This window comes from Clostridium sp. 19966 (genome assembly GCF_032335695.1).
Classification (GTDB): Bacteria; Bacillota; Clostridia; order Clostridiales; family Clostridiaceae; genus JACTOJ01.
Genome location: NZ_JACTOJ010000002.1, coordinates 78,893 through 99,034 on the forward strand (window position 1 = coordinate 78,893; position 20,142 = coordinate 99,034).

Sequence of the window (20,142 nt, forward strand, 5' to 3'; positions counted from 1 at the left end):
AGCCTCCTATTGATTAACACTGTAGTTAGGTGCTTCCTTAGTTATTACTATATCATGAGGATGACTTTCTCTAAGTCCAGCTGAACTTTGAATTACAAAATTAGCAGTTTCATATAAGTCTTTAAGAGTTCTTGCTCCTAAATATCCCATACCTGATCTAACTCCGCCCATAAGCTGGAATATGGTGTCAGATACTGGTCCCTTAAATGGAACTCTCCCTTCTACTCCTTCTGGAACTAGCTTCTTATTTCCTTCCTGGAAATATCTATCCTTGCTTCCAGAATTCATAGCTGCTAAAGAACCCATTCCTCTATAAACCTTGTAGCTTCTTCCCTGATACATTTCAATTTCACCAGGCGCTTCCTCACAGCCTGCGAACATGGAACCCATCATTGCAACCCTTGCTCCAGCTGCTAAAGCCTTAACTAAATCTCCTGAATACTTTATTCCTCCATCAGCTATAACTGGTATGCCGTATTTTTCAGCAACTTCAACGCAATCCATAACTGCTGTAAGCTGAGGAACTCCAACTCCTGCAACAACTCTTGTGGTACATATGGAACCAGGTCCTATACCAACCTTTATGCAGTCTGCACCAGATTCAATTAAGAATTTTGCTGCTTCTGCAGTTGCAATATTTCCTGCAATAACTTGTAGCTTGGGATACTTCGCCTTCACTTTTTTAACAGCTTCTCCTACTCCTTGAGAATGTCCATGAGCTGTATCTATAACTACCACATCTACTGCAACCTTAACAAGAGCATCAACTCTATCCATCATATCAGCAGTAACTCCGATAGCTGCACCGCAAAGAAGTCTTCCCTGTGAATCTTTTGCTGCAAATGGGAATTTTATTGCCTTTTCTATATCCTTTATAGTTATAAGACCTATTAGATTATTATCCTCATCTACTAAAGGAAGCTTTTCAATCTTATGCTGCTTAAGTAGCTGCTTTGCTTCTTCTAATGTAGTATTTGCTGGAGCAGTAATAAGATTCTTTCTAGTCATTACCTCTCCTATTTTTCTTGTATAATTTTCTTCAAATACTATATCTCTATTTGTTATTATACCTATAAGCTTCTTGTTTTCAGTTATTGGAACACCGGATATTCTGAACTTGCCCATAAGTGCTAAAGCATCTTGTATTGTATTATCCTCAGATAAAAAGAAAGGATCAGTTATAACTCCATTTTCTTGTCTCTTAACTCTGTCCACTTCTGAAGCCTGTGCTTCTATGCTCATGTTCTTATGTATGATTCCTATACCGCCTTCTCTTGCAATAGCTATTGCCATTTTAGATTCAGTAACAGTATCCATACCAGAACTCATTATTGGAATATTTAGCTTTATCTTCTTAGTTAAATATGTGGATAAATTTACTTCTCTTGGAAGCACCTCAGATTTGTTAGGCATTAATAGAACGTCGTCAAAGGTATAACCCTTCTTTAAAATAGTAGCCAAAAATATCATCCTCTCCTATATAAATTTTATTTCAAAATTGATATTATTATTATTTTACAGTATAACAAAAAACATATTAATTTTTTTCTATAATACTTTTCAAAATTAATTGAAAATATAGTTATAGCGAAAATTAATATGCTTTAATACACATTACTTTTCGCTCATAGTCAGAAATTTACGGCTTCCGGTAGATACTCCCATCCATATCATGGGGATATATGAGCTGTATTTTAAAACTTTGCCTTCATTTTTTAAGTCACTTTGAATTGGTTTATTTCATTTTAGTGTATATGTCATGCTTTGTCAATTATAATAATCGAATTAAAACGTTAACATTTTAATTTTTTTTATTTTTCTTAAATTGTTAATTTCATTAACATCTGCTATTAAAAAATTACTACCTATTGCAAGTAAAAGCTTACGATTTTACTGCCCCAAATCATAGCTATAAATGCACCCATAGCAATGTAGGGACCAAAAGCTATATAATCCTTTCTGCTCTTCTTTTTTGTAGCTATAAGTACAACCCCGCACACTGCACCTAAAATAAAGGAGAAGAATAACATCACCAAGCTATTAGTAATACCTAAAAATAAACCTGCTAAGGCACATATTTCTATATCCCCTGTGCCCATAGCCCCTGTGGTAAGCACTATGATTCCTATTATTATTGAAGGTATAAGGAATCCTAAAACAAGAGGTTTTACATCATTTCCTAGGAAATATGCTATTATTACAAATAATATGCCGCAAATTATTCCGCTATAGGATATAACTGAATAAACATCCGTTGTATCATAATCAATTAATCCTATTATTATAAGGAAGCTGGCTAAAATTATGTATTTTATAAAATCAAAGCTTAATCCGTATCTCATATATAAGCTTATGAATACCATTCCTGTAAGCAGCTCCACAAAGGCATACCTAGGAGATATTTTTTCCCTGCAGTATCTGCATTTCCCTCCTAAAAAAATATAGCTAAATACAGGTACTAAATCTATGGGCTTCAACCTGTTACCACAGCTTGGGCAGTGGGATGGAGGATTGGCTATGGATTCACCTGCTGGAATTCTATATATACATACATTATAAAAGCTCCCTAGAATCAACCCAAAAACAAAAACGTATATTCCAATAAAATATTCCAAAACTTATTTCCCTCTTTCAAAATATAATTATAAATTTTACAAAAGGCAGCCTTCACAGCTGCCTTTTAAATGATTTTATTGCATTAATTTAGAATAAATCAGGTATTCCAGAAGATAAGCTAAAACTTAAATTTTGGCTGCTGCTACCTATAGATGCGGTATTTACGAAGCTTGTAGTACCATCCGGTGCATCCATCTTAAAGGTATAGGTAATCAGATAGCTACCCTTATCCTGCAAATTAACCGTAATTGTGGCGGTATTATCACTATTAGCGGTTTTAGTAATATTTGGCGTTATAATGCTGCTATCTGTATAATTGCCATTATTATCAAGTTTTATAACTTGAACTACTATATTGTTTGTATCATATGCATTTTTTGCTTTTCCTAAGTTTATTGTAAGAGGCGATGAAGGTCCCGTTATCTCAGCAACCACCCCTCCCTTATAAATAGTTCCGTTAACTGCGTTTATAGGAGAGACAGTACTAAAGGTGAAATTGCTATCCTTTATGCTGCTATCTATATTATTGTATAACCCGTGCTCCTTAACTCTAGATTGATATATGCTGAAGCTTATATCGTTGCTGGAGTTAAGCGTAGTGGTTTGAGCTCCTATGTCTGTATAGGTTAAATAGGTGGAATCTTTAGTTATCGTATAGCTGCCTACAGCATTTCCTTTAAGCACCAGTGTAAAGTTTATTGGGGAAGCTTGAAAATAAGTTTTCGCTGCATTCAAGGTGTAATTTATTCCGCCCATGTCATCGATGCTAAAACTTACAACAGAGTTTCCATTGCCATCTGTGCTGACAGTATATTTATTTGTAGGGAATGTAGTTCCATCACTTTTTACGATAGACTGCACCGTTAATCCCTTAGGGATGGTAGTGGTAAATTGGGTATTTTTTATTGGTAAATCATTTGATATTTGCCCTGCGATCTGATTATAAACACCTTGAAGATCGGATGCACTTTGAGCTTCCTTATAGGTTCCTTTAGCAGAATTAGCTATAGAGGTTAACTTATCATGATTTATTCCATTACTGAATCCTATTATATAGGAACCAATAGAATTTGAATTTGCTATGGTAGAAGCCATTTGAGTACCATAGTTCAATGAATTATTTCCATTATCACTCTCTCCACCATTTACATAATAATTTGAAGCAATTCCATCATCAAAATTATATTGTAATGGATTCATTGAATTGTAACTAAATGCAGTTGGATATCCATCGGTCATAAGCACTATATATTTTTGTGCATTAGAATCCACCTTGCTAAGCAGCCAATAAGCCCTTCTTAATCCATCACCTAAATTAGTTCCCCCACTTGCACTTAGGTTGCTTACTTGACTTGTCAGCTGGCTTACTTGAGTTGATTGTCCCATATTAGCAAAATCCTGTGATGTTCCATTACTATCTTTTATATCGTCACTGCTGGATGGGTTAATCTCATTTCCTAGTTTAGCTTGGGAAGCATAATCAACTAATCCTATATTAACATTGCCGTTTCCAATAAATTCATTAATAAAACCATTGCTGGAAACTAAAGTACTTTTTAAAATATCCAATCTTGAGTTACCTGCAGCTGGATTCTGATTTCCATTCAAATCCCATGCCATACTTCCAGAAGTATCAGTAACAATTACTATATATTTATTTTTAAAATAATCATCTGGTGCTACAGAATAAAAGTCTATATTCTGAGGTATAATTGAGTGCTGAACATTTATATTGTCAGTAGTACCATTTGTAAGGCTATATTCAGTAGCTGCTACACTTCTTGAAAAACTTATAGGCGCTTGGGTTATTTTAGCAATGGCAGGAGATAAATTCAATGTGACTGAATTAAATTGCTTGCTTCCCTGCTTATTATTATAATCGGTATAGCTCAATGCAGCATTGCTTAATATTTTGCTTCCAGAGGTATTGTCAGGAAATTTTATATCAATCTCAAAACTTGGAACGCTTGACAGCTTATAAACATTATTATTTAAGGTATAAATCATATTAGATAAAGTTCCTGTAACCACATGATTAGTATTATCTATAGTAAAGCCGCTTGGTACAGATACTATGGTTGCATCACTAGGAAATTGCTCCCTAAAATTAACATTTGTTATGTTAAAGGAATTAAGTATTTGATTAGAAATACTGTTGTATACACTATTGAGTCCAGTAGTATCTCTTGCAAAGGAAATCTGAGCTTTAGCATGAGATGCCATAGTATTCATTTTATCGGTACTTGTATCTGCTGTAAAACCTATCATAAAAGTATTTATTTTTGTAGCTCCTACCATATCACCAATGGTATCAGCATATTTAAGGCCATTTCCTGTACTATCGTTATTGTCATAAGCGTTATAATTATAATCGTACCAATAGTTTCCATTTCCTGTATAAAAACTGTTTGTGCCATTTTTTATGCTCCATTCGTTTGGTTGTCCATCAGTTAAAAGCACAATATACTTTTTATAGGTATTGTCATCTAAGCCATTAAGCATATAATAGGCTTTCCTCAAGCCATCACCTATATTAGTTCCTCCATTAGCACTTATATTATTTATAGCATTGTCTAAAGTAGTTGTACTATGTGAAAAGTCCGTTATATTGTTATAGGAGCCTGCATAATCTGAATAGGTTACAATAGCTACATCTACAGTACTTGACACAATATTATTCACAAAATTAGTAGCTGCGCTTTTAGCCGTATAAATTCTGCTTTTTCCATTATCCATATCGTTAGTATTCATACTTCCTGATGTATCGATAACTAGCACTATTTTCTTATTTCCGCTTTGGGTGTTTACATTAGAAGAAGGTATGTCTTGAGAAGTTATGTTATAATTTAATGCTATTTGCTCCCCTCCTTTTGCAGAAATATTAGTACCTGATTCACCTTTAGTGTTTGCAGCAGATTTACTTAAAGCTAAATAGTTGTCCACTACAGTAGTATCTGCTTTTACATCTTTTACGGTTATAAACTGAGCACATATGAATATTATAAATACTAGTATTGCCATTTTAGGTAGTCTTTTTTTCATTGAATTCACCCCTTTTAACTTCAATTCTTATTTCTAAAATAAATATCGTTATTCACATCGTATTTAATTTTTCCATCACTAGTTATAAGTTCCAATTTAATGCTTACCCCTGAACACTCTCCAATAGATTTATCAATAGGCGTTATCTTTATGTAGTTTACATCTTCCGCTAAAACTGCATTTGATACTTTGGAGTCAGTATACTTTAATTTTTGTCCCTCCATAGCGTATTGGTAGGTATATTGACTATTTCCTGCGGTATCATCCACCGAAAAGGTAAGCTCACTTACATTTTGCTCTCCAGTTTTGCTATTTAATAGAGCTGTATCAGTAATTGAATTTAAAGAGCTTATCCTGGATGCTTCCAGAGCACTTTTAGAAAAATACTGCATTATAGTTTGAGCATCCATTTGAAGCTGAGATTTACTTGCTGTATCATTAAGAGCCTTCTGATGTGGTATATAAAAAGAAAATATTATAGCTAATATGGTGGACATAAGAGCTAATGCCAAGAATAATTCAATAAGAGTAAAGCCCTTTTTTACTTTTTTTAACTCTTTCAAATATACCACCTCTATTGCTCCAATCTCCAATTATTTAGTTTTACTATTCCGCTCTGCATTGCATAGCCTGTATCGCTTTCTGCTTCCCCTATTGCAAAACTATTATTTACTAACTGCTGATTAGTGCCATTAACAAAGATATCTTTTAATAGTGAATAATTATTTTTTACAAAGGCTAGCATTTTATTATCATCATGTCTAAACTTTTTAGTCTGATTATCCAATGTGTCAAAATTGCCTCCGCCTATTATGGAACCAGTAAAGTCTATAGTCCCTAGAACATGGATATTTCCCTTTACTATTATTATACCAGAAGAACTATCAGGTGAAGACATATTTTTATCAAGATCTATAATTTTTGCATTATTAGGTATTAATGACCTATCTGCATTTCTTCCAACAATATAAACGTCGCTGTCCACATTATTAATGTACAGTGCAGTATTATTATTTCTATTTAAATTGCTAGTTTGATAGGTTTTATCTCCAAAGTATACTTGATCTACAGTATTTATTTGATGTCCATCTTCAATTTGCTTATCCTTTTGCTGGCTGCTCATCACATCTCGGTTTTGGTGTCCATCTGAGTATAAAGAATCCGAGGATGTACCATAATAGTTAGAATCTACTCCCATCTCATATACTTTTCCTGCAAAGGTCTGCTGCTTAGCCAATATTTTACTCTGGTCATCTGCAGAATAATGGGTATCCACCAACTGTCCATTAGATACCGCTGCTCCAAAATTGATAATATCATTAGGAAGAGATATACCTGTTTCTTTAAGGCTTTGGCCTCCTACACTTAATCCAAGCTTAGCACAGAGTTTAAAATACTCCATCTTCTGCTGAGAGGTTAACTCCGCAGTAGGATTAGATTTTAAACTATTAAAAAGTACAAGGGGATTAATATATGCAAAATTAACCTTATTTTGATTGTAAGTTTCAATCAAAGATTGAATATCGCTGCTGCTGCCTGTGGAATAAGGTATAGGTGTATTATAAGCCATATAATTTCCTTTAATAGCTACTGCCTCACCTGTCTGATAGGCCGGATTGGTATTTATATAGGCAGTTCCCAGTATCATAGCCTGATTTGATATATTTATGCTAGATCCATTTCCTATATCACTGCTATTTACTATTATACTGCTGGAGGAACTGTAACTTGCAGAGTCTACTCCCCTTGGCTTAGTTATATCATTAATGCCATAAAATTGCGATATGTTTAGAGTTGTCTTAGTGGCATTTAAAGCCAAATCATTGCTGGTATAAATAGCTTGTGCATTTATATAATCATTAGACGAATCATTGATTCCTGCTGAGTTTGAGCTTTTACCCACATACACATTTCCCGCATAAAGGCTTCCTGTAAGATTTACACTTTTATTAGACCCATTGATGTTAAAGCTGCTGGGAGTTGTGACTTCATTTGCCCCGTTAAAATTTACAGTTATTCCATTGCTGTCATCATTCCCTATGATAATTCCACCGTTATACTTTGTATAGACCACATTTTTTAAAATGTCCTCAGCACTGGCTGGAGAACCTTTCACAAATACATCTCCATCAAATTCTGTATCACAGTTTAATCTCATATTTCCATCTATAGATATAGCATTCTGCCAAACAGGGTTATTAGAGATATTTATTACATTTCCTGACACATAATAGGCTTTTGAATAATCTGGAGTGGTTATCATTATATTGGCACTTACAGTTTTTTTGTTTGAAGTCTGTCCATTTTTAGGCGTAACATTAAAGGTTGAGGTCACTTTAAAGTTTATTTTATTATTGCTGTCAAAATGCAAAGAAGACGGAATAGTTAGTGTAGGTATATCTGCTAACCCGTCATATAAGGATTTATTAACGTCCGCGTCTCCATCGCGGTTTATATATTTCCCCTCCGGAAGATTTTCTGTATCCGTTCTAGAATTCAAATAGGCTTCCACTACGGTCTTATAGCTGTTTTTAAATATATTATCTGCATTATTATAAAGCTGCTGATTGTTTATGGAACCATCTGCCGCAAATATGGAGGAATCTGATTCTGCATTGTTTTTTAAATAGGCAGACACTGCCTCATTACCTTGCTTTACAGCATATTCTACCACTTTGTTAACTATTCCTTCAGTTACATTTATGCCAGAATCCGTATAATAAGTATTTTTTACCTTCTGACTTGCCACAAGCCTCATAGAATAATCAGATCCAGTAAGGGCCAGTACTGCCGTTCCAAAAGTAACAATTACAGCAAAAACTATTAGAACCATTAACATTGAAGAACCTTTTTTCTTTTTCTTATACATTCCCGCCCCTCCTTAATCATAAATATTTATTGACGAAATCAGATCATAATAAGCTGCTCCCTTAGTTCCGTTAATCCATGAATATATATTCACATGAACATCGTACACACCTTTTATATTGCTACCATCAGTAATCTGCTGCAAATTGCTGTAGACCCTTACATTGCTGCTTTCTGGAGAACAATTTATGCTTCCGTTGCTAGAGTCGTTTTTAAAAGTGTACATTGAAAGTATCGTATCACTGCCAGTTGAATTGTTGTCTGCAGATATGGTGACAGCATTTGATGCAGAATTAATAATTTTCACTTTCTTAACCGCATTTGTTATACTGTTTAATGTAACTATATTGCTGCTGTCACTGGCATTGTTTATTTTTATGGTACTATCATCGGAAACTATTTCTATATTACCCTTGCTTGAATAAGTGTTGCTTATAGATGCGCTGCTTAGGGTAAAGGTGTTAGTACCAGTGATATTAATTGTAGCATCATAGGTAGTAGAGGTAACCTCATTAGGCTGGTAGCTTATATCACTTTTTCGCTGATAGGTTATATCTGCCTTTACATTATCTCCCATACCAATATCTGCACCAGTTATAGAATAGCCAAGATTATATTTTGAGGTATCCGTAGTGGTTCCCATTTGAGTCATATACTGTGGAGTATCGGTTATATTTAATTCAATATTACCACTTCCGTCCGCATCATGCTGAGCCTTTATGGATTCAATTATTTTTTGTGCAGCCAAAGAATATTTCTGCAAATTTTCGGATTTTTTATTAGTTCTAACAGAGGTTGTAACCAAAATTCCTAAAGGTACAACTATCATGGCGAAAATAGCCAGGCTAACTAATACCTCTATTAGAGTCATGGCTTTTTTCTTTTTAACAAAAAACTTATTCATAAGACCATCTCCTATTGATTCTTGGTCTGTACAACATTGCCTTGTCCTTTAACAGATATTCGTGGCTGATTTCCATCATCATTAACTATGGTAACATTAACAACTCTAGAGGTTTTATTGTTAACACTTAAATTGATTCCTGTATTATCTGTATTTGAACTTCTTTTGCTGGAGTAGATTATTATTGAAATATCATTGCCTACAGGGGTAAATTCCTCCCCATTTCCACTTGCTTGTTTTGGATAGGAATCACTTCCTGCTGTATATTTATAATAGAATTTCCCGTTAGTTTCTGTTACTGTTATATTAACATTTTCAACATTATTTTTATCATCATAAACATAGGTAGTTCTCTGCTCGTCACCATATTTTCCAAGCATTATAGCTGGCAAATCTGAATTTACGGATCTTACTGCCATGGCAAAATCCTTATCATCCTTTTGCGCAACTGCTGCCTGCTGTATAGTAGCATTGCTTGCCACTGTACCTGCAAAAGGATTTTGTTTACCGTATTGCCCATTGGAATTCCATTTTAAATAATCCTGATCCATATCTGCAAATTTAGGAATTGAATAGAATTCTAAGGTGGCTGTTCCATTAATTAAACTGCCTCCACCGCTTAAAGTAAGCCCTGATATAGCTATAAGCTTTTCATTTCCTTCTATATTCTTAAGGAAAGTCATAACGCCGTCATAGCTGCCTGAGAAAGTAATATTTGCCTTCATAGAATTTACGGTGCTTGCAGAAACCTGAGCACTGCTCTTTCCAGTTAATATCTGGCTGTCATATTTGTCTACCAATTTCTGAAGCTCAGCTATCTGCTTTGTATTATCTTGTTTGCTTTGTGAATTAGTACTGCTTGAAGAATTGGAGCTGCTGCTGCCAGAACTGCTGTTGTTTGTGCTATTGCTATTTGTGGTATCTTGAAAGGTTATGTTTCCCTCAACATTTGATGATTTATATATGCTATCTAATTCTAGTATAAGCTTATCCTGATTCAAAACAGGATAAATTCTGCCCACTCTGCTCTGAACCTTTTCATTAAGTTCCTTAGTGGTTTTTGATAGAGTACCTGCTCTGGCTATCTGGCTTTTTATATTGTCAAGCCTGCTGGATTGAGTATCTCTCTCAGCTTTAAGTTCAGATATTTTGCTTGTTTCCATTTTAAATATTATATCATAGTATCCTATTCCTACCAGTACGCATATCAATAAGGTAAGCAGTAACTTTTCTGATTTACTTATTTTCATTTTTATCAACACCCTTTATAGTACATTTAGCTGTAAAAGTGTAAGTCTTTTGGCTCACGCCAGCGTTAATATCAGTTATATTAACATAGCTTACATTTTCTAAGGATAATAGATTATGCTCAAATTGTGCTATGCCAGCTCTGCTGGAAGCTGTGCAGCTTAAGTCTAAACTATTGGCGCTTATAGATATGTTAGTTAAAAAAACATCCTGAGGAAGCTGAGCATTTATATTGTTTAAAAATTCAGTGCTTACAGTATTAGCATTGTCTACAGCTGCTCTGATAACTGCTGCTCCCTTATCATACTGATTTAAAATAGTATTTTTATTTTGTATTTTTTCTGAGTTTATGTATTGTGTTTGAAGATTTGTATCACTTATCTGAGTTTTTAAATTAGAAATTTTTCCATTTAATAATAAGCTGTCTATGCCGTACCAAATACTGGACCCTATTATAAAAACACCTAATAGTGCCACAATTCCTATAATTGTGTAATTAGTAGTTTTAGACTCCTGCTTAGAATCATTATAGGGCAGAAAAAAATTTAAATCTCTCATGGTTTCACCTACCTATATCTTATAACAGCACCTATGGCATTTATGTACAAATCCATATCGCTATCATCAGCTTCATACTGTGCATTGCTCAGCATATTTATATGACGAGCTGGAATATCAAATCTAGACTGAAAATATTCTCTCAAGCCTTTAAGCTTTGAAACACCTCCATATATAAATAGCTTATCTATCTTATTGCCGACCTTTTTATTTCTAAAAAACTGAAATATCTTTGAAAGCTCCTCCGCCCATTCTTCTACTTCCGGTCTTAAAGCCTTAGATATTTCATTTTCAGCATAATTTATTATGTCTGCTTCTTTTATCTTTCTCGTTTCTGCATCATTTAAGCTTATGCCAAGCTTTTCTGCTAATGCCTGATCCAGATGTCTTCCTCCAGATTTTATTATTCTGGCAAATTCTAGATTTTCTCCTGTATATATATTAACCTCGATACTTTCTGCACCCATATCTAGTACAGCTATAGTATCTTCAGGGTTATATTCTGTTTCATTAATAATGTGTCTTCCTATTATAAGCTTTCTTACTGCATTATAATTTATATCTAATGCGTTTGGTTTTAATTTTGCATTTTTCAAAAGTGTCATGTATTCTTTAGACAATTTAGTTGGGTATATTATTGCTAATAATCTAAGCTTGTCCGCTTCATCTTCTCTGATTTTCTCTAATACATTATATTGAACAATGTAATTATCCATGTTAAGCGGCAAATATCTCTGAAGTTCAAAGTTTACCAAGGTACTTAGCTCTTCTCCTTCAGCATAGGGTACAACTATTTCCCTATTTATTATTGTGGTGCTGTTGTTTGTGCAATTAGCATCTTTCACATTGATTCCATTTTCCTTAAGTCTTTTTTCTATCTCAATAGAAAACACTGTAGAATTCTGCATCACAGTATCATACACAGAATTTAATAAAGTTTTTATGGTAAAGGCCTTTTCTATAGTTATCCCATTAGAAGTGCATTTTCCAACTACTATTTTGGTGTTTTGAGATCCAATATCCAATGAAACAACTTTCTTGTTAATAAGAGGCTTCAGTGGTTTCTCTTTTTTTTCTTCTTTATTTTTCTTTTTTAAACTTAATTGTGATATATCTGTGTTAAGAATCTTTTTCAGATTTAGCTGTTTAAGTTTTTCCAATGCAATCACCTCTTATTTTGTAAATTGATTTAAAAGTATTTTTTAGGATATACACTCAATAACAGTAAAAAATACTATCTTGAGTGTATATAATTATATTTTTTATTATTATGGTGTTGTTGATACAGTTACGTTACCGCTTGCAACAGTTATCTGATATCCTGTTTTATTCTTAGCTTGAGGAGACTTAATTCCAGATAACTGACTTTCTAAATCTGTTTGCTCAGTTCCAGCAGCATTTTTTACAGTTACTGTTGAACCTGAAATGCTAACTGCATAATTATCATCTGTAACCGTACCATCTGCAACTAAAGCCATTGTTGTTCTCTTTATAGACTCACAGCTTGCATTATCAGATTTAACTTTTGAATGTTCCTCCACAGCTATAAAATTAGGTATTGCTATAGCAGCGATTATTGCAAGGACTGCTAAAACTATGATAAGTTCGATAAGTGTAAAGCCCTTCTTTTTCTTTTTGTTATTGATTGATTTAATCATTAATTTTTCCTCCCTTTATTTATGTATATTTAACTGGATATCCAGCTAATAACTTGATAATATATTTTTCAATTAACTTAGTCCGCTGTACATTGTAAACATAGGCTGCAGCAGTGATATTACCATAAAGCCTATCACTAAGCCCATCACCACTATCATCAGCGGCTCTAACAGCGCTGTAAACATCTGAATTTGAGTTTCCAGCTCTTCATCGTAGAAGTCTGCGGTTTTGTTTAAAATAGAATCCATGGATCCTGACTCTTCCCCTATGCTTATCATGGATAAAAGCATGGGTGGAAAAAGACTAGTTTCACTCATGGAGGCTGCAAGGCTCTCGCCCTTCATCACCATATCTCTGGTTCTAGTGATTTCTACTTCCACTACCTTGTTGCTTACTACCTGGGAAACTATATTTAAGCCATCAATCAAGGTTATACCGCTGGATATTACCGTAGCTAAGGTTCTGGTGAACCTAGAAACCACTATCATCTGACTTAACTTTTTTACAATAGGTATTTTAAGCTTCATTTTATCTAGAAATAAAACTCCGCTGCTGCTCTTAAAATAGTATCTAATTCCTACAGCTATTCCTATAAGAATAAATATTATTAAAATCCAATGAGCTCTTATGGTATCACTTATGGCTAACAGAATTTTAGTACTTGTAGGCAGCTGTATATTGTTGCTTTTAAACATTCCTACAAAGGTTGGCATTACAAATACCAAAAGCACACTAACTACAATTATAGCTACACAGGCAAGAACTATAGGATATATCATTGCCGATCTGATTTTATTATTTAGTTTATTGTCTTTTTCATAGTGATTTGACATCCTGAGCATTATGGTATCCAAATTACCGGTCATTTCACCTGCCGCTACCATGCTTATAAAAAGCTGTGGAAATACATCCGAGTGCTGAGCCATAGCCTCTGAAAGTGTGCCGCCTTTTCTCACTTCTTCATGTATGTCCTTTATAGCATCACTAAGCTTTGGATTAGTTATCTGCTCCGACAACACTTCAAGGCAGGTATTTATAGGTGCTCCTGCATCCAGCATGGTGTAAAACTGTCTAGCAAATATTGATATATCTTTAACCTTAACCTTCTGCAAGAATTTAAGATCAAATTCTGTGCCTTTTTTTATCTCCTCCACCATCAAAGGATAGTAATTGTTTATGCTTATCATTTCCATTACTGCATCCTTGGAGGGAGCTTCATATATTCCTTCTATTCTTTCTCCTCGGTCATTTGTGGCCTTATATCTATAATTGCCCATTAGGTATTCTCACCCCATTTTTGTAATTTATTCCTGCATATAAGCAATTTTAACAAGTTCTTCCACAGTGGTTATTCCATTGTTAACTAGCTCTTTGCAGGCTTGTCCCAAAGTTTTCATACCATTTTTGATAGATAAATCCTTTAAAAGCTCGCTGCTGTTGCTATTCACTATAGCATCTCTATGCTCTCTAGTGATTTCCATAATTTCATAAACCCCTGTTCTTCCAGAGTAACCCGTGTTGTTGCAATAAGCACAGCCTTTCCCTCTATACAAGGTTTTAGCTTCATTCTTAGTAATTCCTAAGATAGCTTTTTCATAGTCGCTGGCTTCATATTCTTCCTTGCAGCGAGGACATATTTTCTTCACCAATCTTTGAGCTATTACTCCGCTTAGGGAAGTAGCCACCAAATAGGATTGGACTCCCATATCTATGAGTCTCATTACGCTAGATGGAGCATCATTTGTATGAAGGGTACTCAATACTAGATGTCCGGTTATAGCCGCTCTTATAGCTATTTCAGCAGTTTCCCCGTCTCTTATCTCACCGATCATCACTATGTCAGGGTCCTGCCTAAGTATGGATCTTAAGCCGCTGGCAAAGGTTAATCCCGCTTTAACATTAACATTTACCTGATTAACTCCCTCCAAAGTGTACTCTACAGGGTCTTCAACAGTTATAATATTTTTATCTAAATTGTTTAATTGGTTCAAAATAGTATACAAGGTTGTAGACTTACCGCTTCCTGTAGGCCCTGTAACCAGCATTATTCCGTGAGGACTTTTTATTATGTTATTCAGCTGCTTTAATTCATATTCATTCATGCCTAAATTTTCTATGCCTATTTTATAGTTATCACGGCTTAAAATTCTTATTACTATCTTTTCCCCAAACACTGTAGGCAATATGGATACTCTGAGATCTACATCCGCATTTTCCTGCCTCATCAATATTCTTCCGTCCTGAGGCGCACGTTTTTCTGCTATATTAAGATTAGCTAATATTTTTATTCTAGTAACCAATGCCGCTAAGGAATCCACTGATAAACTGGATATCTGCTGAAGCTGACCGTCGATTCTGTATCTTATTCTTACGGATTTTTCAAAAGGTTCTATATGTATATCACTGGCCCTAGCTTCTATGGCATTTTTTATTAAATAATCCACCATTTTTACCACCGGTGCATTTTTAATATCATCAAAGGTTACTTCTTCCTGAGCTTGGGACTTGTTATCCTCCTGGCTTTCCTTTGAAAGTTCAGCTGCTGCCTTAAGAACTTGTTCATTGGAATACTGCCTTTCTATATTTTTTCTGATATCTTCTTTCTTGGCTATGAAGGTTTCAACCTCAAAGCCTGTGGATATGGAAACATCATCTATAGCAAATATATTTAATGGATCCCACATGGCTATCTGTATGGTATTTTCATTAAAACCAAAAGGAATTAAGTCATGTTTTGTACATATACTCTGAGGAAGAGATTTTATCGCCATTTTATCTATGCTTGTAGAATTCAAATCCACTCTTTTTATTCCTGTTTGCGTTTCAATAGTACTGATTATATCCTCTTCTGTGACAAGTCCATCATCTATTAGGAGCTCTCCAAGCTTCTTACCTAAGGTCTTTTGCCTCGATAAAGCATCTTGGAGCTGTTTCATATTAATTTTGCCTGATTGTACAAGTAAATCCCCTAACCTTCTTTTCACTATTCTCTCCATTAAAATTCCCCTTAAAAGAAATTTGACAAAAAATATATATAATTTTTAATAAAATTCACTATTTTTTCATTTATGCTTCCTTGCTACTATAAGTATATTAAGTTAAATTTAAATTATCAAGTAATAAATTAAGCCTTTTTTTTACAATAAATTTACAATCGAATTTTTAATGTTTTTTTATTTATTTTTGTATAATGGTACTCAATTTCTAATTTAACCCCATTTTTCATTAGTTTTTATTAATTATTCAGCAGAGAACTTTTTTTAATTTTAATAAATTTCATATAAAGTATAGTTTAAGTTACCGTTTACCAAAGACCTTTGCAGCCTTTTTTATGCTTTATATATTCGACATGATTTTTATTTATTAATTTTTTGTAAACATAGCCTTCCTAACTGAAGCTCCCTTGAAACCAGTGCAAAAATCAATATTGATTTAAAACAAAGCAAAAAGCGTCAGCGAATAATTCGCTGACGCTTTATTTTTGATTTATTTTAGTACATTCCGTCCATTCCCATTCCGCCTGCACCTGGCATTGGAGCTGGGTTCTTTTCTGGAATATCTGCAACTACTGCTTCAGTTGTAAGGAATGTAGAAGCAACTGATGCTGCATTTTGAAGAGCACTTCTTGTAACCTTAGTTGGGTCAACAATTCCTGTCTTTATCATGTTTACATACTTTTCATTTAAAGCATCGAAGCCTATTCCAGCTTCGCTGTTCTTAACTTTTTCTATAACTACTGAGCCTTCAAGTCCTGCATTATCAACTATCTGTCTCAATGGTTCCTCTAAAGCTCTTGTAATTATGTTTACACCAAGCTGAGCATCTGATGTATTAGCAGTAACCTTAGCAACTTCATTGATTACTGTTACATAAGCAGTACCACCACCAGGTACTATACCTTCTTCTACAGCTGCTTTTGTAGCTGCTAGAGCATCTTCTATTCTAAGCTTTCTTTCCTTTAGCTCAGTTTCAGTAGCAGCACCAACTTTTATAACTGCAACTCCACCAGCAAGCTTAGCAAGTCTCTCCTGAAGCTTTTCTCTATCAAAATCTGAAGTAGTTTCTTCTATCTGTCTTCTTATCTGACCTACTCTATCCTTAATAGCAGCTGAATCGCCTTTTCCGTTTACTACTGTAGTATTTTCTTTAGTAACCTTTACGCTTTCAGCAGTACCAAGCATATCTAAAGTAGCTTCCTTAAGATCTCTTCCAAGTTCCTCTGATATAACTTCTCCGCCTGTAAGGATTGCTATATCCTGAAGCATTTCTTTTCTTCTATCACCGAAGCCAGGAGCTTTAACAGCAACACATGTGAAGGTTCCTCTTAGCTTATTAACAACTAGAGTTGCCATTGCTTCCCCTTCAACATCTTCAGCTATGATAAGTAATTTCTTACCCTGCTGAACTACCTGCTCAAGTACTGGCAATATTTCCTGAATATTGGAAATTTTCTTATCTGTTATAAGTATATATGGATTATCTAAGGATGCTTCCATCTTTTCAGTATCTGTAGCCATGTATGGGCTTACATATCCTCTATCGAACTGCATACCTTCAACTACATCAAGTTCAGTTCCTATGGATTTTGATTCTTCAACAGTTATAACACCTTCGTTGCCAACCTTCTCCATAGCATCTGCTATAAGCTTACCGATTTCTTCATCAGCAGCTGATATTGCTGCAACTCTAGCGATATCTTCTTTTCCATCAACTGGCTTTGATATCTTCTTTATTTCTTCAACAGCCTTTTCTACTGCTAATTTTATACCTGTTCTTATTAGCATTGGATTTGCTCCAGCTGTTACATTCTTTAATCCTTCTCTTATTATTGCCTGCGCAAGAAGTGTTGCTGTAGTTGTTCCATCTCCTGCTACATCATTAGTCTTTGTAGCAACTTCTTTAACAAGCTGAGCTCCCATATTTTCATATGGATCTTCTAGCTCTATTTCTCTTGCTATAGAAACACCATCGTTTGTTATTAGTGGTGCACCGAATTTCTTATCGAGAACTACATTTCTTCCCTTAGGTCCTAAAGTAACCTTTACAGTGTCAGCAAGTACGTCAACACCTTTTTGCATCTTTCTTCTAGCTTCTTCACCTAATAAAATGCTTTTAGCCATTATAAATCCCTCCTACTTATCATCTAAATATTACTCAACTATCGCTAATATATCTTCTTGTTTTACTATAGTGTATTCATCAGCACCAAGCTTAACCTCAGTTCCAGAATACTTGGAGATTATAACCTTGTCTCCAACCTTAACTTCCATTTTAACTTCTTCAGTTCCAGGACCTACTGCTACTACTTCAGCTTCCTGTGGTTTCTCCTTAGCAGCTCCAGGAAGAACGATACCGCTCTTTGTAGTTTCCTCTGCCTCTAATTTCTTTAGTACTACCCTGTCACCAAGTGGTCTAATACTCATATAAACCCCTCCTGTTAAAATTATAATAAAATATATTTAAACTCATTTTGTTAGCACTCATTAATCTTGAGTGCTAATACAATATTATAATAATTAAACTCACATTTTTAATCAAACTTAATAAACAGAATATTTCTCATGATAAACAGGCAATTTCTCTATTTATCTGAAATAAGCTTTCATTTATACATTATTTCTATTATTTTCTTTTTTTATTAGCAATTCATGTTAATCTTGTGTTTACAAGCCTTATGCTATAAAATTAAATTATTGAACTGTAAAATTAATTAACACCGAGGTGATAAAATGTACGAACTTACTCAAGGATACACCAAGAGCTCTCCTGTGAACATTTTTTTTAAATTTGCCACTCCCATATTCTTGGTCATATTATTTATATCTCTAGCTGCCAAAATAACTCTAAACGCAAAGTTCTTGTATTATTATGATATCGATCATCTAAATATAGCCCAATCTGTTCAGATGGATAAAGCTACAATAATAAAAAATTATGATCTTCTCATTAAATATACGGATGTTTCTTCCATAAAAGAACTTAAGCTTCCTGATTTTACCTTTTCAAAGTCAGGCTTAGATCATTTCAAAGATGTCAAAAACATATTTGAAAAATTAGATTACGCCATAATAGTTTCCCTTATACTAAGCATAATAGGTGCAGCTGTGTGTATTAAAAATAATTATGTGAAATTCTTAAAGCACGGATCCTTGGTGCTTATATTGCTTCCTATATTATTAGCAATTCCTTTTATGTTAAATTTTAATTCCAGCTTTATAATTTTTCATAAGCTGCTTTTCACTAATGATGAATGGGAATTTAATCCTGACACCGATCCTATAATTAATATTTTACCAGAGAACTTTTTTATGCACTGTGCATTTTTATTGCTTGGAATTCTTGTTATATTTAGCATTCTTCAATTCATTTTATATAAAATCTTAAGTAAAAAAGCAGCTGACTACTAATACTCTCTGTCAGCAGACTTTTTATTTTTAAACAGATATATTACAGAAATACATATTGTTACTATAAGTGCCAGCAATATGTATTTCTTTAATGCTACTATGCTCTCTCCCAAATATGCAGATATTATTATTCCCGGAGTTCTTCCCAGGGTAGAGAATATTATGTAATCCCTAAAATTAATTTTGGCTGAGCCCAATATATAGGTTACAACCTCTTTGGGTATCACAGGGATAAAATAAATCAAAAATATCCATGCCCATTGGTTTTTAATTTCTAATTCATTTATCTTATCTATTTTTTCAAGAAAGCTTTTATCCACCTTTTTCTCCAAAGGCCTCATAATCCATTTTAAATCAAATCTCCTAGCCGCAAAGAATATAATCCCTCCTCCTGCACTTATTCCTATAAGAGATATCACTGTGCCCCAGAAGGCACCATATATATAGCCTGCGCCTATCTGCAAAAGCTCACCGGGGATAATAAACACTATGGATTGAAGCAATTGAAGGCTTATGAATAGCAGCACTCCCCATCCCCCTAAGTCTCCAAGACTTAGGATATACTTCATGGGATCTTTTATTATGTAATAATAGCTGTGAAACATTTGGCTTATGCACCAAATGCTTGCTAGGGACACTGTAAGTAAAATCAATGTTATTTTATTAAGCAGCAAAACCTTGATATATCTGTTCATAAAATCAACCTCTCTTTTACCACTTTGAAAGCTGGTGTTTTACAATATTATTATTTGTTTTAATTTGCAAAATATGTTGAAATTGCAAAAAATAATTACTGCCGCCTTAAATTTAAGGCGGCAGTAATCGTCCATGTTTATTATT

General features: G+C 34.1%; 16 protein-coding genes and 1 riboswitch. Of the genes, 1 reads left to right on the forward strand and 15 read right to left on the reverse strand.

Features of this window, described 5'->3' with window-relative positions; translation table 11 throughout:
• Positions 1–6 precede the first annotated feature (6 nt).
• From guaB to groES, 14 genes are all read right to left on the reverse strand, one after another.
• Positions 7–1,461 carry an IMP dehydrogenase gene (gene guaB, locus IAI10_RS02230; RefSeq protein WP_315671663.1) on the reverse strand — a complete coding sequence of 485 codons (1,455 nt, stop codon included), beginning with the start codon at positions 1,459–1,461 and terminating at the stop codon, positions 7–9.
• 147 nt (positions 1,462–1,608) lie between these two features.
• Positions 1,609–1,706, reverse strand: a riboswitch (purine riboswitch).
• A gap of 159 nt (positions 1,707–1,865) precedes the next feature.
• The gene (locus IAI10_RS02235) at positions 1,866–2,615 is read right to left on the reverse strand and encodes a prepilin peptidase (protein WP_315671664.1); all 750 of its coding nucleotides are present in this window, start codon (positions 2,613–2,615) and stop codon (positions 1,866–1,868) included.
• A gap of 88 nt (positions 2,616–2,703) precedes the next feature.
• A complete protein-coding gene (locus IAI10_RS02240; RefSeq protein ID WP_315671665.1) occupies positions 2,704–5,658 on the reverse strand; it encodes a VWA domain-containing protein in 2,955 nt (984 codons plus the stop codon).
• A gap of 20 nt (positions 5,659–5,678) precedes the next feature.
• On the reverse strand, positions 5,679–6,221 hold the full coding sequence (locus IAI10_RS02245) for a prepilin-type N-terminal cleavage/methylation domain-containing protein (protein WP_315671666.1): 543 nt from the start codon (positions 6,219–6,221) through the stop codon (positions 5,679–5,681).
• A gap of 11 nt (positions 6,222–6,232) precedes the next feature.
• A complete protein-coding gene (locus tag IAI10_RS02250) occupies positions 6,233–8,527 on the reverse strand; it encodes a hypothetical protein (RefSeq protein ID WP_315671667.1) in 2,295 nt (764 codons plus the stop codon).
• Positions 8,528–8,539: 12 nt separating this feature from the next.
• On the reverse strand, positions 8,540–9,430 hold the full coding sequence (locus IAI10_RS02255; protein ID WP_315671668.1) for a prepilin-type N-terminal cleavage/methylation domain-containing protein: 891 nt from the start codon (positions 9,428–9,430) through the stop codon (positions 8,540–8,542).
• A gap of 11 nt (positions 9,431–9,441) precedes the next feature.
• Entirely contained in the window at positions 9,442–10,680 is a 1,239-nt protein-coding gene (locus IAI10_RS02260) for a hypothetical protein (RefSeq protein WP_315671669.1), read from the reverse strand.
• Positions 10,667–11,236, reverse strand: coding sequence for a PilN domain-containing protein (locus IAI10_RS02265; protein WP_315671670.1), 570 nt, complete (start codon positions 11,234–11,236; stop codon positions 10,667–10,669). The genes IAI10_RS02260 and IAI10_RS02265 overlap by 14 nt, the downstream gene beginning before the upstream one ends.
• 8 nt (positions 11,237–11,244) lie before the next feature.
• Positions 11,245–12,396, reverse strand: a complete 1,152-nt coding sequence (gene pilM, locus IAI10_RS02270; protein ID WP_315671671.1) for a pilus assembly protein PilM — start codon at positions 12,394–12,396, stop codon at positions 11,245–11,247.
• A 108-nt stretch (positions 12,397–12,504) separates the two neighbouring features.
• Positions 12,505–12,894 (reverse strand): prepilin-type N-terminal cleavage/methylation domain-containing protein, encoded by a 390-nt coding sequence (locus tag IAI10_RS02275; protein WP_315671672.1) that lies wholly within the window; start codon positions 12,892–12,894, stop codon positions 12,505–12,507.
• Positions 12,895–12,966: 72 nt separating this feature from the next.
• Complete coding sequence (locus IAI10_RS02280; protein WP_315671673.1) at positions 12,967–14,172, reverse strand: type II secretion system F family protein; 1,206 nt, start codon at positions 14,170–14,172, stop codon at positions 12,967–12,969.
• A gap of 27 nt (positions 14,173–14,199) precedes the next feature.
• A complete protein-coding gene (locus IAI10_RS02285) occupies positions 14,200–15,891 on the reverse strand; it encodes an ATPase, T2SS/T4P/T4SS family (protein ID WP_315671674.1) in 1,692 nt (563 codons plus the stop codon).
• A gap of 495 nt (positions 15,892–16,386) precedes the next feature.
• Positions 16,387–18,015: a chaperonin GroEL gene (gene groL, locus IAI10_RS02290; RefSeq protein ID WP_315671675.1), complete on the reverse strand. Its 1,629-nt coding sequence runs from the start codon at positions 18,013–18,015 to the stop codon at positions 16,387–16,389.
• Positions 18,016–18,045: 30 nt separating this feature from the next.
• Positions 18,046–18,318, reverse strand: coding sequence for a co-chaperone GroES (gene groES, locus IAI10_RS02295; RefSeq protein WP_315671676.1), 273 nt, complete (start codon positions 18,316–18,318; stop codon positions 18,046–18,048).
• A gap of 306 nt (positions 18,319–18,624) precedes the next feature.
• On the opposite strand from groES, the gene IAI10_RS02300 reads away from it, so the two are divergent.
• On the forward strand, positions 18,625–19,302 hold the full coding sequence (locus tag IAI10_RS02300; protein WP_315671677.1) for a TIGR01906 family membrane protein: 678 nt from the start codon (positions 18,625–18,627) through the stop codon (positions 19,300–19,302).
• Here the strand turns inward: IAI10_RS02300 and IAI10_RS02305 are convergent.
• Complete coding sequence (locus IAI10_RS02305; RefSeq protein WP_315671678.1) at positions 19,299–19,997, reverse strand: VTT domain-containing protein; 699 nt, start codon at positions 19,995–19,997, stop codon at positions 19,299–19,301. The genes IAI10_RS02300 and IAI10_RS02305 overlap by 4 nt on opposite strands.
• Positions 19,998–20,142 lie beyond the last annotated feature (145 nt).

Excerpts from the sequence above, each read along its gene's own strand:
- IAI10_RS02250 (WP_315671667.1), bottom strand. The coding sequence starts at position 8,527 with ATGTATAAGAAAAAGAAAAAAGGTTCTTCAATGTTAATGGTTCTAATA.
- IAI10_RS02285 (WP_315671674.1), bottom strand. The coding sequence starts at position 15,891 with ATGGAGAGAATAGTGAAAAGAAGGTTAGGGGATTTACTTGTACAATCA.
- IAI10_RS02265 (WP_315671670.1), bottom strand. The coding sequence starts at position 11,236 with ATGAGAGATTTAAATTTTTTTCTGCCCTATAATGATTCTAAGCAGGAG.
- IAI10_RS02255 (WP_315671668.1), bottom strand. The coding sequence starts at position 9,430 with ATGAATAAGTTTTTTGTTAAAAAGAAAAAAGCCATGACTCTAATAGAG.
- groES (WP_315671676.1), bottom strand. The coding sequence starts at position 18,318 with ATGAGTATTAGACCACTTGGTGACAGGGTAGTACTAAAGAAATTAGAG.
- IAI10_RS02260 (WP_315671669.1), bottom strand. The coding sequence starts at position 10,680 with ATGAAAATAAGTAAATCAGAAAAGTTACTGCTTACCTTATTGATATGC.
- IAI10_RS02240 (WP_315671665.1), bottom strand. The coding sequence starts at position 5,658 with ATGAAAAAAAGACTACCTAAAATGGCAATACTAGTATTTATAATATTC.
- IAI10_RS02280 (WP_315671673.1), bottom strand. The coding sequence starts at position 14,172 with ATGGGCAATTATAGATATAAGGCCACAAATGACCGAGGAGAAAGAATA.
- IAI10_RS02275 (WP_315671672.1), bottom strand. The coding sequence starts at position 12,894 with ATGATTAAATCAATCAATAACAAAAAGAAAAAGAAGGGCTTTACACTT.
- IAI10_RS02300 (WP_315671677.1), top strand. The coding sequence starts at position 18,625 with ATGTACGAACTTACTCAAGGATACACCAAGAGCTCTCCTGTGAACATT.
- groL (WP_315671675.1), bottom strand. The coding sequence starts at position 18,015 with ATGGCTAAAAGCATTTTATTAGGTGAAGAAGCTAGAAGAAAGATGCAA.
- IAI10_RS02305 (WP_315671678.1), bottom strand. The coding sequence starts at position 19,997 with ATGAACAGATATATCAAGGTTTTGCTGCTTAATAAAATAACATTGATT.